The organism is Paludibaculum fermentans, assembly GCF_051172195.1.
GTDB classification, from domain to species: Bacteria; Acidobacteriota; Terriglobia; order Bryobacterales; family Bryobacteraceae; genus Paludibaculum; species Paludibaculum fermentans_A.
The window spans coordinates 58,743-72,503 of record NZ_JBPJAQ010000005.1 but is presented as its reverse complement, the minus strand read 5'-3'; the positions used below and the strand labels follow the sequence as shown (position 1 = coordinate 72,503).

Below are 13,761 nucleotides of genomic sequence, written 5' to 3'. Positions count from 1 at the left end.
GGCTACTTCCTGACCGCTGCTGCCTCGGCGATCAGCTTGCGCAGGTCATCGAGGCGTCCCTTGATCACCGCATTCGCCGGGTCCTCCTGCACCTGCAGCGTGGCCCGGCGTTCCGCTTCCCGGTAATCGTCCAGCGCCGCGGTGGTGTCGCCAGCCTGCTGGTAGATGTCGCCGCGCGATTTCAGGAAGGTGACGAGACCGTAGCCGAACTGCCGATTTTGCGGATCGCGCTGGTAGAGGCTCCTCAGGGTCTCGATGGCCGGATTCAGCACAGCGACGGCTTCTTTAGGGCGCCCCAGGTTCAGCAGCGTTGCGGCCTGTCCTCGCACCAGTGTGGTGCGGATCCGCATATTGGCTAATGAGGAATTCTCCACGGCATCCATGCGATCCAAGGCCTCGATGGAACGGCGATACCAGGGCAAGGCTTCCTCATTTCGGCCATAGTCCTGCATACATTGCCCCAGTTTCATGCAGGCGATACTGACGCCGCGCCTCGCACGGGTGAGCACCTCAGGAGCGATGTCTGTTCGTTTGGAGAGCGCCTCGACGGTTGCCAACTGGCTCTTGAACGCCGCGATGGAGCCCTCTTTGTCCAGCACGATGCCGGTGCCGATGCCGGCCAGATGATCGCCCAGCGTGCCGCGCGCGCCGGAAAGTTCGACCAGGATCTCCGCCGAATTTGGCACGCGGGCATCCAGGGCTTCCAGCAACCGGATGCAGTGCCGCATGTACTCCACCCCTTTGGGTGTTTCTCCTGAATAGGCGGTCACTTCACCAAGGCTGGAATAGAGCAGGGCGCGGGACTTCTCCAGCGGGATCGGGCCGGTCCCTTCAGGGATTCCTTTCAGCAACTCCAGGCCGCGCCGGTAAGTCTCGAGCGCCTTCCTGGTCTCGCCGATGTTGGTGGAATACGGGTTGCCGTATAGGTTCCCCAGGCGAGAATAGGCCTCTGCCAGTTCTCCCAGCATCTCGGGATCGCCCGTCGCTTCCTTCGCCAGATTCTCATAGTGCGCCAGCGATTTGGTGATGAGTAGTTGCTGGGCTGTTGTGGAGCCCGGCATGTCCTTGACGATGTCGAAGAGATCGAAGAGACTCAGGCGAGCAAGATCGCGCACCTGGACGAATCGCTTTTCGGCCCTGAGCCGTTCCGTATTGGCGATGTGCGCTTCCCAAAGTGTGGTGACGAGGCCGGTGATGAGCAGGAGGATTGCGGCTGTGGTCGTCATGACACCCACCCTGTGGCGGCGGACGAACTTCCCAATGCGATACGCCGTGGTTTGGGGCCGGGCCATGATGGGCCGCCCTTCTAGGTAGGCCTGCAGGTCGGCGTCGAACTGCTCGACGCTCGCATAGCGCTCCTGCGGGTCTTTGCGCAGCGCCTTCGCGACGATCAGGTCCAGGTCACCGCTGAGTTCCTTGCGCAGGGCGGGGGATTGGACCGCATGGCTCGGCGGTGGGCACTCTTCGTTCTGGATCGCAATAAACCACTCAGCCACTGTGCGTTGAGTTGTGGTGTAGGGGCTGCGGCCGCAGAGCAACTCGAAGAGCATTACGCCCAGAGAGTAGACGTCGGACTGGGCGTTGACCAGCTTGCCCATGGCCTGCTCCGGACTGGCGTAGCGCGGTGTCATCATGACCGAAGTTGTGGAGGTCATTTCCCCGTCGTCCGGCTCGTCCAGTAGTTTGGCGATGCCGAAGTCGAGCAGTTTCACCTCGCCGCTGGTCGCCACCATCACATTCGATGGCTTCAGGTCCCGGTGGATCACCATATTGTGGTGGGCATAGCTGACGGCCGCCTGCACATGGCGGAAGATCTCCAGCCGCGCTCGAATTCCAAGATTACGGCTGTTGCAGTAGGCGTCCAGCGGCTGTCCCTCAACAAACTCCATGATGAGGAAGGGCATCCCGTCGGCCGACAACCCACCGTCGAGCAGGCGCGCGATGTTGGGGTGTTCCAGGCCCGCCAGAATCTGGCGCTCGGCGAGAAAGCGGCGCCGCAAGTGTTCGGAGTGGAATCCACGCCGCAGCAGCTTCGCGGCGGCCTTCTTTTGAAACTGGTCGTCAGCCCGATGCGCCAGGTAAACGTCGCCCATGCCTCCCGCTGCCAGGGCGTGATCGATGCGCCAGACGCCCAGCATGGTGCCCAGCACGGGGTCGGCGACGGTTTGCTGCGGCGGGTCGATGAGTGCCGCCAGCGCGGCTGGATTCTCGAACAGGGCGTCGGCCGCGGAAGTGGCGTCGACCATCCGGAGCACGGCGTTCAACATGACATCATCGCCGGCGCAAACCTGGCTGAGGAATTGGGCCCGCTCGTCCTTGGGCAAAGCCCTGGCTTCGTGAAACAGTTGCTCGACGCGTTGCCAGCGCGAATCGGTCATATTCTCTATAGCGGACCGGAGCGGTGCGATTCCATCTGAATTTGTAGCCAACTCTTTGCAAAAGCCCAATCGCGCTCGACTGTGGCACGCCCCACGTTGAGCACACCGGCGATCTCGTGCTCGGTCAGGCCTGCAAAGAACTTCATTTCGACCACGCGCGCCTTGCGGGCATCCAGTGCCTCGAGCCGCGCCAAGGCCTGGTCGATCGCCAGGATGTCCATGTCTGGATTTGTGGAGGCGATAGCGTCTTTCATCTCCACCTGGATCGCTCCACCGCCGCGCCGTTGGGCCTGGCGGGCGCGCGCATGGTCCACCAGGATGTGGCGCATCACGGTAGCGGAGACGGCGAAAAAGTGGCCCCGATCCCGGATATCCACGGCGCTCTGCCCGATCAGGCGGACATAGAGCTCATGGACCAATGCCGTCGGTTGCAGGGTGTTCGCATTCTGTTCCCTGGAAAGCGCGCGTCGTGCCAAGGCGCGCAGTTCGTCGTACACCTGCGACATCAGCACATCGCGAGCACTCAGGTCGCCGTCACTCCAGCGCCTGAGCAATTGAACCGTATCGTCCGGAGTAGACCCAGGAGAGGACATGATTTTGAGGAGCCGAGGAACCCCTACTAGGGTATGAGCATAACAGGGATCGGAATCGTCGTGGTGGGGTGAGGGGGCCTGGTGTGTTTCCACGCTTACCTGGATGAAGGCGGTCACTCGGTGGCCGGCGCTGGCCGGATCGCCGGCTTGCGGGCAGATTCGGCTGCCCGCTCCTTCGTGTGGGGAGATGGACCTATACCTATTGCCGATGCGGGCGCTGTGCTAACGTGTGATTCGATGCGGATCCTTCAATCGGTACTGTGGTCCAAAGGGACATTTCTGACGCCTCAGCATCTGCAGGCGCAGGACCGGTTCATTGAGAGTCTGCTTCACTTTCGAGCGGAGGCGCTGCACTACAGGCCTTGGGGTTTTTCGCGGTTGAAGCTCGATCACGAGGCGCTGAACGGGGGCGCAGCCGGCCTCCGGGAGGCTAGCGGTCTCTTTCCTGACGGCTCTCCATTCGAGATCCCCGGAGCGGATACGCCGCCGCCGGCCAAGCATCTGGCAGAGTATTTCCGGCCCGGCCAGGAATCACTGGATATCTACCTGGCTATCCCCGAATACCGTGAGAACACTGTCAACGTCTCAGTGGCGGGGCGTGGGCTGGATACCCGCTATCTGGCTGAGGTGGCGGTATTTCGGGACGAGAACAACGGCCAGACTGAGCGGCCGGTACAGGTCGCCCGAAAGAACTTCCGCATCCTCGTGGAGGGAGAGAACCGGCAGGGTCATTCCCTGCTGAAGTTGGCCCGTATCCGGCGGACCGCCGCCGATACCCTGGAGTTCGACCCCCGCTTTGTCCCGCCGCTGCTGGATATCCGTGCCAGCGAGACTGTGGTGGGTACGGCACGGCGACTGCTGGAGATCCTCTCCGCGAAAAGTTCGATGCTCAGCGCGCTGCGACGGCAGAAGAACCAGAGCCTGGCCGAGTTCACTGTCGGCGACATTGCCAACTTCTGGTTGCTGTATTCCGTCAACTCTCACCTGCCCGGACTGAGGCATCTATACGAGACACGCGGTGGCCATCCGGAAGAGTTGTTCGCGCTCATGCAGTCCCTGGCTTCGGTCCTGACCACCTTTTCCCTGGAGGTCCAATCGAGGGATCTGCCTTCTTACGATCACGAGGAATTGGGTGACCGGATGGCGGAGCTCGAATCCGTGCTCATGCATTTGCTTGAGACGGTGGTGCCCAGCAACTTCGTATCGCTGCCATTACGGCTGGTCCGCCCCTCGATCTACGGGGCAACCCTGAGTGAAGAAAAGTATCTCCAAAACACGAAATTGTACCTGGCGGTTGCGGCGGATATTGGAGAGGCCGAGTTGATGGTAAAGGGGCCGCAGCTAATCAAGGTGTGCTCCGCCACGCACATCGAGCACCTGGTACGGCAGGCCCTGCCCGGGGTTCCGATCACTCACCAGGTGGCTCCGCCGAGCTCGATTCCGGTGAAGCTGAATTATCAGTATTTCAGCTTGAGCCAGTCAGGTCTGGCATGGGAAGCCATTGAGCGGGCGCGGAACCTGGCCGTGTATGTGCCGGGCGACTTCCCGAATCCGAAGCTGGAATTGATCGTTTTGCTGCCTACTTCTTAAACACCAGCACCACTACAGTGATTAACAGGAGAATGAGCAGGAAGCTGAGTACGGCCACCAGGATTCCAAGCAGATTGCTCTTCTTGGGTGGAGCGGGCAGCGGTACGGCCCCCGGCATGGGCGCCGAATTGAACGGCGGGGCGGGAGCCATGTCTCCTGATTGCTGGAGATGAGGACCTTGCAGGACCCGTGTAAATTCGCTCGGGCCGGCCGGCCGGGTGGTTTGCGCCAACGGCATGGATCCGGGCCGGTCCGATCCGGAAAACAGGCCGGTCGCGCCTGCCGGCAGCGGCGAATGAGCCGGCGGGGCGGGCGCATGGCCTTGAGCGGGCAAGCCCTGCTGATCCTTGCCGAACTGGATGGTGAAATCGCTGGGGCCGCTGAATGGACGGCTGGCGGGGTCGGACGGGGGCGGCGCGACAACTCCGCGCTCAATGTCCTCGACCGGCAATGCGTTGGCTCCGAGGGGCGAGCCGAAGAACTTGGCGAAATCTCCTTCATCCGTCCTCGGCGGGGGCGGCGGCTGCTGCAGGGGGGAGCGCCCATCGGGCGCGCGATAGGCAGGGGGCTGCTGAACGGGAGCCCTGGGTACCTCATTCACCAGCGGGCGATATTGAGGTTGAGGCTGGGCCTGCGGCGTCGACGGCTCAGGCTGGAAGGGCGGTTGTGCGGCCGGGGACGCCGGCTGGGCTACGGGGCCGCCGAACATCCGGGTAAACTCTCCTGGCGTGTGTACGCTCGCAGGCGGGGCGACGGGCTGGGCTGGCGTCACGGGCGCCGGAGGCGGGAAGCCCGCACCCGGGACATCGGGAGGCGGTGCGGCCGGTTGGGCAGCGTCGAAAAGCCGAGTGAACTCACCGGGCTCCGCTTTGGGTGCTGGTGGGGGCACTGGAGCCTGCGCGGGCGACCCGACGAACATCCGTGTGAATTCGCCTGGCTCCGCCTTCGGAGGCTGCGGCATGGGGGCGCTGGCCATTGGCGGTGGAGCGGGGGGGAGAGGGGGCGGTTGCGGGATGGCCTGCATTGGCGGCGGTTCGTCAACGGCTCCATGGAGCTTCGTATTGATCCACTGTTCGAGATTCGTGAACTTCTCATCGAACGTAGTGACCACGTAGGGAGGCTCGGCGCCCTCCTGAACTTCAACAACCACACCCATCAGGATTGTGGGGTCCATTCGCATCTGGTCTCTCAGGTGGAGGAGGAGCGGTGACCGCCTGCTGTCGTCCCCCATCCCCCAGAGGTGGAGCAGAACGCTCCGGCCCGTTTGGATCTCCCGGGCTTGGAACGACTTGGGTTCTCCGTTCCGGACCAGCTTCACCAACTCGTATCTGCTATAGAAGCTCATGGTTCCCGCCGCCTCGATCGAGTACTATTATAAGTCTCGCGGAGGAGACGGCTCGCCAGAAAATGGAGTGCATATGAAGACGTTGAGCCGTGTAGTCTGGTCGGAGGGAATGCACCTCGGACCACAGCATTTCCAGGCTCAAAATCGCTATTTCGAGAACCTAGTCCACTTCACGGCCGCGAACCTGGCGTACGAGCCATGGGGTTTCGCCGCGTTTCAATTGGACAAGGACGCCATCCGCAATGGGCTCGTGACGGTGATCCACGCCAGCGGGATCTTTCCTGACGGGCTGGTCTTCGCCGTCCCCGACCCTGACTTCGCGCCGGCGTCACGCGCAATCGCCGAAGTATTCCCGCCAATGCGCGAGTCAGTGGATGTGTTCCTCGCCATCTCGCCATTTCAGGAGATCAGCGCCAACTGCTCAGCCGGCGAGCAAGTTGAACCGGGATTGAGGTACGCTCCGCAGACCGTGGATATGCCCGACGAACTCACGGGCATGGATTCGAAGCAACTGCGGTTGGCGCGGAAGAACCTCCGGATTCTGGTGGAATCGGAACTGCACGGAGAGCTCGCCATCCCCATTGCGCGGGTACGGCGCGATGCCGCCGGACAGTATGTCTACGACGCGACCTTTGTTCCTCCGGTGTTGCGCATCCAGGGCAGCGAGCGGCTGATGGTGCTGCTGCGCCGACTGGTGGAGATTCTTGATGAGAAGAGCCGCGCAGTGGCGAAACCCAAAGATCTTTCGGCAGGTACAGCCGCCGGCTTCTCCGCGCAGGGAATCAGCAATGCCTGGTTCCTGCACTGTGTGAACGCTTCGCTTACCCCCCTGCGTCACCTCTGCTTCAGCAAGTCGGGGCACCCGGAAGAGCTGTACACCGAGATGGCCCGTCTGGCGGGATCCTTGTGCACTTTCGGGCTCGACTCGCATCCAGCGAACCTGCCGCTCTACAACCACGCCAAACTGGCCGAGTGCTTCGATACACTCGATCATCACATCCGGACCCACCTCGAACTGGTGGTGCCGAGCAATTGCGTCAGCATCCCGCTCACGAAGTCTGCGAATTATTTCTGGGACGGCCCAATTGCTGATTCGAGGACGCTGGTGCACTCCCGCTGGATCTTCTCGATCCGATCAAAAATCGGGGAGGCCGAACTGATCTCAGCCAGTCCCCGTCTCGTGAAGGTCTGTTCGAAGGAGTTTGTTCCCAAGCTCGTTGCACGTGCCCTGCCGGGGATGACGCTAAAGCACATCCCAGTGCCGCCGCCCGCGATCAACCCCCGCGTCGACTACCAGTACTTTAGTGTTGATAAAGCAGGACCTTGCTGGGAGCACATCGTCCACTCCCGTCAGGTGGGCGTTTACGTGCCCGGCGAATTGCCCGATCCTGAAATTGAGCTGCTGGTCGTACTGGAGTCATAAAGATAAGGAGCCGGAGCACCGTCAGAATTCTATGAATGCATCGCCCACGGCAGTCCCCTCACCGGAAGCCCCGGCCCAACGGCGCACCGAGAACCTCGCGTTAATCTTCCAGGAGATGATTACGGCCGTCGTGAGGCTTCGCTCGAACCGCCAGGCGGTCAACGATGCGGAATCGTTTCGCAATCAGGTGCGGCAGGCCATACGCCTGGCCGATCAGGAGGGACGCAAGCTCGGATACACCGAGGACGACATCCGGCTGGGAGTCTTCGCCGTTGTGGCATTTCTGGATGAGTCCGTCCTCAACCTGCAGAATCCCGTCTTCTCTGATTGGGTGCGCAAGCCGCTGCAGGAAGAGCTGTTCGGCCGCCATACGGCCGGTGAGATTTTCTTTGAGCAGCTCCAGCACCTGATGGGACGGCGCGAGACCACAGAACTGGCCGACCTGCTGGAGGTTTACCAGCTCTGTCTGCTCCTGGGATTTGTCGGCCGTTATTCGATCAGCGGCCGTGGCGACTTGCGGGCCATCATCGAGGCTTTGAGCGACAAAATCCGGCGCATCCGCAAGCCCTGCGGTGAGATCTCCCCTGCCTGGCAGGTACCGGAACAGAAATTCTCGCAGGGCGGCGGAGACCCCTGGGCGAAGCGGTTGCAGTGGGTGGCTCTGGGCTCCGGGATTCTCGCTCTGCTGCTCTTCGTGACCTATAAGGTTCTGCTCGGCTCCGGGCTCACTTCACTCCAGGGACTGGTGCGCTGAGGCAATCATGCTTCCGACCTCTTATTACTTAATTGCCGCGTTCGGCATGGTTTCGTACCTGATCCTGACCTGGTTCCTGGTCGATCTTCTCAAACTGCCTTACTCCACGGTCTGGATCGCCCGCATATTGATCTCGGCGTTTGGACTCCTCGCCGGAGGACTGTTCCTCTGGTGGAAGGCCAAACGTGGTGTGGGACGGGGTGATGGCGCCGCCTCGCCGCTTCCTTCCGAATCCGAAGAGATGGATCCGCTGTTCCGGGACGCAGAGGCACGGCTGGCCGCCTCTACGCTCGGGCATGACGCGAAGGTCGGCACGCTCCCTGTCATTCTCGGTATCGGCGATCCCGGGTCCGCCAAGACCTCCACCTTTGTGAATTGTGGAGCCGAGCCGGAACTGATCGGCGGCCATGTCTATCAAGAGGGCTATATTATCCCCACGCGTTCGGTGAACCTGTGGTTTGCCCGGAATGCGGTCATGGTGGAAGCAGGTGGACAGGTCTTCTCCGATGGGAACCGTTGGAACGCCCTCCTGCAACGGCTGCGCGCCGCCCGGCTGCGTTCGCTGTTCTCCAAGAAACAACAGGCGCCGCGATCGGCCGTCGTATTCTTCGATGCTGAGGCTTTTCTCAAGCCCGGCGCCCAGGAGAATGCCACCGTCGTCGCGCGCCGCCTGAACGCCCGGCTGGGCGAAGTGAGCCGGACGCTCGGAGTCCAGTTACCCGTATACGTAATCTTCACTCGCTGCGACAGGATCCCGTTTTTCTCTGAGTTCGTTGGCAACTTCTCAGAGGACGAAGCGCGGCAGGTGGTGGGCGCGACTGTACCGATGGCATTCAATGCCCGCGTGGGCGTCTATGCCGAGGAAGAGATCCGGCGCCTGACCTCCGCCTTCCACGACATTTTCCTGGGGATGGCTGACCAGCGGCCGGTTCAACTGGCGCGTGAGGCGCACGCACAGAAGCTGCCAGGCGTCTACGAATTCCCCCGTGAGTTCCGCAAGATTCGCGCGCTTGCCGTACAGTTCATGGTCGATCTATGCCGGCCCAGCCAGCTGCAGACCAGCCCGTATCTACGCGGATTCTACTTCTCCGGTGTCCGGCCGGTGGAGGTCCGGGAGGTGGTCCAAGCTCCGCGGCTGCAGGAGGGGTCCTCCAGATCCAGTGGCGCCACGGGCATTTTCTCCCTGCATGGCGACAAAGGCGAGGTGGCAGAGCAGCCTCGCCAGAGCGTTCAAATGCGGCGGGTACCGCAATGGGTCTTCCTCAGCCGGTTGTTCAACGAAGTCATTCTGCGCGACCAGGCAGCATTCCAGGCCAGTGCCGCCGGAGTCGGCAAGGACAATGCGCGCCGCCTGATCCTTGGCGCCGCGGCCGGGTTGGCGCTGGTGCTCGGAATCGGTTGGACGACATCTTACTTCGCGAATAGGAACCTGCAGAAGCAGGTTTCTGAGGCGGTCGCAGGCATCGGTTCGGTCTCCGGCGGAGGCCAGGATCTGGCACCCCTGGATGCATTGAAGCGGCTCGACTCGCTGCGTGAGCACGCGGAGATGCTCTCCCGGTACAGCCGGGAGGATGCCCCATGGAGTTTGCGCTGGGGCCTGTACACCGGCGACGATCTGCTGCCGACGGTCCGCCGTTTATATTTCAGCCGGTTCAATCAGTTGATGTTCGGCGCCACCCAGGCCGATCTGCTGGATCACCTGCGGAAACTGCCGTCCAGTCCGGGGCCCACCGATGAGTACTCATTTACTTACGACACGCTGAAGGCGTACCTGATCACGACGTCGCACCATGAGAAGAGCACGAAGTTGTTCCTCTCCCCCTTGCTCGTGAAGCGTTGGTCTGGCCAGCGGACCGTTGATGCGGACCGCCGCCTGCTGGCACAGAAGCAATTTGATTTCTACAGCGAGGAGCTTAAGTTCGCGAATCCGTTCTCTTCAGAGAACGACACGCTGGCCATCGAAAGGGCTCGCAAGTTTCTAGCTCAGTTCGCGGCCACCGAGCGGATCTATCAGTTCATGCTGGCCGAAGCGAGCCGCAGGAACCCGGCTGTCAATTACAACCGCCAGTTTGCCGGCTCCGCCCAGGTGATTTTGAACGGGAAGGACGTTGCGGGGGCATTCACCAAAGATGGCTGGGTGTTCATGCAGGACGCCATCAAAAACTTCGAGCGCTTCTTTGCAGGAGAAGAATGGGTGCTGGGTTCGCAAGCCTCGGCGGCCCTCGACCGGGCTAAGATCGAACCGGAGTTGCTGGCTCGCTACCAGGCTGATTTCACGGGCAACTGGCGAGAGTACCTCAAAAACTCGACAGTCCTACGCTATGCCAGCGTGGAAGACGCCGCGCGCAAGCTGGGCATGATGTCGAACAACACGTCCTACCTGCTGGCGCTGTTTTGCCTGGCGAGTGTCCACACTTCGGCGTCGACGAATCCGGACATCAAATCCGCCTTCCAGCCTGTGCAGTACGTGACACCCCCAGCCTGCCCCGACCGCTACATTGAGGCCGCGAACCAGAACTACATGAACAGTCTGGTGGCATTGCAGTCCTCACTGGAACAGGTCGTTCGAGCCAGGAATCCCGGCGATCCCTCCGTCAACGCCACCCTGCAGGAAGCGTCCCGGGCAAAGACGGCGGCCCGCCAGGTGGCGCAGAGCTTCCGCATCGACAAGGAAGGCCATGTCGAGCAGATGGTTCAGAAGCTGATGGAAGACCCCATTACTTATGTGGAGGCGCTGTTGGGCCGTCTGGGGCCGGCACAGATCAATGGCGAGGCGCGCCGCTTCTGTGTCGATTTTCAGGGAGTGGTCAACAAGTATCCCTTCAATACCTCTTCCCAGACCGACGCTTCACTGGAGGAGATCAATGCCGTGTTCAAACCGGGCAGCGGATCGCTCTGGACGTTCTACGAGCAGACGCTGAAGAACCATCTAGTTCGCCAGGGATCCCAGTATGTCTCCGGCGGCAACGACACCAGCATTCGCATGACCCCGCAATTCCTGCGATTCTTCAATCGGGCGGCGGCTTTCAGCGACGCCCTGTATCGCAGCGGCGGTTCCCAGGATCCACAACTCAGCTACACACTCAAGGCACTGCCGGCGGAAGGGATTCAAGGACTCACTCTGACCCTCGACGGACAGACGCTCAAGTCCACCGGTGCAGGCGGGCAACAGGCGTCGTTCCAGTGGCCGGCACTGAGAACCCGGGAGGCTCGCCTGGCCGGCAGCCTTGGCGGGACTGAGTTGGGCTTCCTCAACTACAACGGTTTGTGGGCGGTCTTCCGCTTCTTTGGAGATGCGGACAGGTGGCAGGCTTCGGGCAGCGGATACAACTTCGAATGGGTGCCGCGACAGGGTCAATCCGGCCAGCCCATGACACTGTCCACCGGTAAGCCATTGACTGTGCGGTACTTCCTGGATATGGGGACGACTGCGCCCATCTTCCAAAAGAATTATTTGTCAGGCTTCCAATGTGTGAGTCAAGCCGCCCAGTAATTGCGCTTGATCAGATGAAGCGTCACAGAGTGGGTCCTTGACTCCGGTCATGGATGGTTTTAGATTAGGCGACAGTCTGAAGCGAGCCTACTAGGGAGGGCTCGCGGAGACGGAGGAGACAAATGGCAAGAGAGAGTGTCCATGCAAAGCTGGAACGCGTGCGCCCGCCGCGTGTCCATGTGACTTACAACGTAGAGGTTGGTGACGCTGTCGAAATTAAAGAGATCCCCTTCGTGATGGGGGTGCTCGGTGACTTCAGCGGCCAGCCGGAAGAACCGCTGCCTCGGATCCGGGAAAGACGCTTCGTCGAGGTCACTCCCGACAACTTCGACGGCGTCCTGGCCAGCATGAAACCGCGGGTGGCCTTCACCGTTGAGAACAAACTCAGCGACGACCCGAATGCCGGCAAGATTGGCGTGGACCTCAGGTTCTCCAGCATTGAAGACTTCGAGCCGGAGAAGGTCGCCCGCCAGGTGAATCCCCTCCGTGAGTTGCTCGAACTCCGGACCAAACTCAGCGATCTGCGAGGAACCCTCCAGGGCAACGAGAAACTGGAGAAACTGCTCCAGGATGTGCTCGGCAACTCGGAGAAGATGCAGCAGATAAAGGATGAGATGGACGGCGCTGAGGGAGGCGAATCTAATGGCTAAGTCGAAACCGGCAGCGGCAGCCGCTGCGCAGAATGTCACGGTGGAAAAGACCAGGCAACCAGGCCTTCTCGACCAGATTGTGGACCAGGGGCGCATGGCCCGCGATCCCGCGCAACGCCAGTGGGGGAAGTCCCTGGTGAGCGAGTTCGTCAACCAGATCCTACAGGGCGAAATGACTGTTTCGCATGATCTGGAGGCGATGATCAACCAGCGCATCTCTCAGATCGACCACCTGCTGTCGCTCCAGCTGAACGAGATCCTCCATCACGAGAAATTCCAGCAACTGGAGTCGACCTGGCGCGGATTGCGGTACCTGCTCGATCAATCAGAGACCGGGACCCAGCTGAAGATCAAGGTTCTCAATGTCGGCAAAAAGGAACTGCTGCGCGATCTGCAGCGCGTCCCCGAGTTCGACCAGAGTCAGGCGTTCAAGAAGGTGTACGAGCAGGAATTCGGAGTCTTCGGCGGTGAGCCGTTTGGCGCCCTGATCGGCGATTACTACTTCGGCCGCGGCCCTGAAGATATCGAACTGCTGGAACGGATGTCGCAGGTTGCCGCCGCGGCGCATGCGCCGTTCATCTCGGCGGCTTCGCCTGAACTCCTGAACCTCGAGGACTTCACTCAGCTCGACAACCCGCGCGATTTGGCCAAGGTGTTCGACACCACTGACTATGCGCGCTGGAAGGGCTTCCGGATGAACGAGGACTCGCGCTACATCTGCCTCACCATGCCGCGAGTGCTGATGCGCGTGCCCTACGGCCGCGAGACCAGGCCGGTGGATGAGTTCGCGTACGAAGAGAATGTCGACGGGCTGACACACGAGCGTTACCTCTGGGGCAATGCGGCCTACGCGCTGGGCTCCAAGATGACGCAGGCGTTCGCGCGCTACGGCTGGTGCGCGGCGATTCGCGGCGTGGAAGGTGGCGGACTGGTGGAAGGACTGCCGGTTCACACGTTCTCCACCGATGACGGCGACACCGTCATGAAGTGTCCCACTGAGACGATCATCACCGATCGGCGCGAGAAGGAATTGGCCGACCTGGGGTTTGCTCCGCTGGTTCACTGCAAGGGCACGGACTACGCGGCCTACTTCAGCGTCCAGACCTGCCAGAAGCCGAAGTTATACGACAAGCCGGAAGCCAACGCCAATGCACGGCTTTCCGCGCAGCTGCCGTACCTTATGGCGGTCAGCCGCTTTGCGCATTATCTGAAGTCGATGATGCGGGACAAGATTGGAAGCTTCACTTCGCGGGCCGAGTGCGAGATGTTCCTGGGCAACTGGATCGCGAACTATGTCACTTCGGACGATTCTGCCTCGGCAGCGGTTAAGTCCAAGTATCCGCTCCGTGAGGCGCGGGTGGAAGTGGCGGAGGTGCCCGGCAAGGCGGGTGCGTACAAGGCAGTAGCGTTCCTGAGGCCGCACTTCCAGCTGGACGAGCTAAGCGTTTCGCTCCGGCTGGTGGCTGATCTGCCTCAATCGGCGCGCAAGTAGACGGCGCGCTGGGCACACAGGGGAATCGAACAGGAGGAATGAA

General features: G+C 61.4%; 9 protein-coding genes. 6 read left to right on the top strand and 3 right to left on the bottom strand.

Annotated features, from left to right (window positions below; all coding sequences use genetic code 11):
- Nucleotides 1-2: 2 nt before the first annotated feature.
- Together ACR9Y2_RS38860 and ACR9Y2_RS38855 are read right to left on the bottom strand one after the other, a co-directional pair.
- Nucleotides 3-2,378, bottom strand: a complete 2,376-nt coding sequence (locus ACR9Y2_RS38860; protein WP_435047309.1) for a protein kinase domain-containing protein — start codon at nucleotides 2,376-2,378, stop codon at nucleotides 3-5.
- A gap of 5 nt (nucleotides 2,379-2,383) precedes the next feature.
- Complete coding sequence (locus tag ACR9Y2_RS38855) at nucleotides 2,384-2,932, bottom strand: sigma-70 family RNA polymerase sigma factor (RefSeq protein ID WP_435047308.1); 549 nt, start codon at nucleotides 2,930-2,932, stop codon at nucleotides 2,384-2,386.
- A gap of 276 nt (nucleotides 2,933-3,208) precedes the next feature.
- Here ACR9Y2_RS38855 and tssK (ACR9Y2_RS38850) point away from each other — a divergent pair, with 276 nt between their 5' ends.
- On the top strand, nucleotides 3,209-4,561 hold the full coding sequence (tssK, locus tag ACR9Y2_RS38850) for a type VI secretion system baseplate subunit TssK (RefSeq protein ID WP_435047307.1): 1,353 nt from the start codon (nucleotides 3,209-3,211) through the stop codon (nucleotides 4,559-4,561).
- On the opposite strand, the gene ACR9Y2_RS38845 is transcribed toward tssK (ACR9Y2_RS38850), so the two are convergent.
- Nucleotides 4,551-5,735 (bottom strand): hypothetical protein, encoded by a 1,185-nt coding sequence (locus ACR9Y2_RS38845; RefSeq protein ID WP_435047306.1) that lies wholly within the window; start codon nucleotides 5,733-5,735, stop codon nucleotides 4,551-4,553. The genes tssK (ACR9Y2_RS38850) and ACR9Y2_RS38845 overlap by 11 nt on opposite strands.
- A 244-nt stretch (nucleotides 5,736-5,979) precedes the next feature.
- Between ACR9Y2_RS38845 and tssK (ACR9Y2_RS38840) the strand changes: the two genes are divergently transcribed.
- The 5 genes from tssK (ACR9Y2_RS38840) to tssC all read left to right on the top strand — a co-directional run bounded on the left by tssK (ACR9Y2_RS38840) (nucleotide 5,980) and on the right by tssC (nucleotide 13,718).
- Entirely contained in the window at nucleotides 5,980-7,329 is a 1,350-nt protein-coding gene (gene tssK / locus ACR9Y2_RS38840) for a type VI secretion system baseplate subunit TssK (protein WP_435047305.1), read from the top strand.
- Nucleotides 7,330-7,360: 31 nt separating this feature from the next.
- Nucleotides 7,361-8,083: a DotU family type IV/VI secretion system protein gene (locus ACR9Y2_RS38835; RefSeq protein ID WP_435047304.1), complete on the top strand. Its 723-nt coding sequence runs from the start codon at nucleotides 7,361-7,363 to the stop codon at nucleotides 8,081-8,083.
- A 7-nt stretch (nucleotides 8,084-8,090) separates the two neighbouring features.
- Nucleotides 8,091-11,576, top strand: coding sequence for an ImcF-related family protein (locus ACR9Y2_RS38830; RefSeq protein WP_435047303.1), 3,486 nt, complete (start codon nucleotides 8,091-8,093; stop codon nucleotides 11,574-11,576).
- Between the two features lie 122 nt (nucleotides 11,577-11,698).
- On the top strand, nucleotides 11,699-12,226 hold the full coding sequence (gene tssB / locus ACR9Y2_RS38825; protein WP_435047302.1) for a type VI secretion system contractile sheath small subunit: 528 nt from the start codon (nucleotides 11,699-11,701) through the stop codon (nucleotides 12,224-12,226).
- Nucleotides 12,219-13,718 (top strand): type VI secretion system contractile sheath large subunit, encoded by a 1,500-nt coding sequence (tssC, locus tag ACR9Y2_RS38820; protein WP_435047301.1) that lies wholly within the window; start codon nucleotides 12,219-12,221, stop codon nucleotides 13,716-13,718. The genes tssB and tssC overlap by 8 nt, the downstream gene beginning before the upstream one ends.
- Nucleotides 13,719-13,761: the final 43 nt, after the last annotated feature.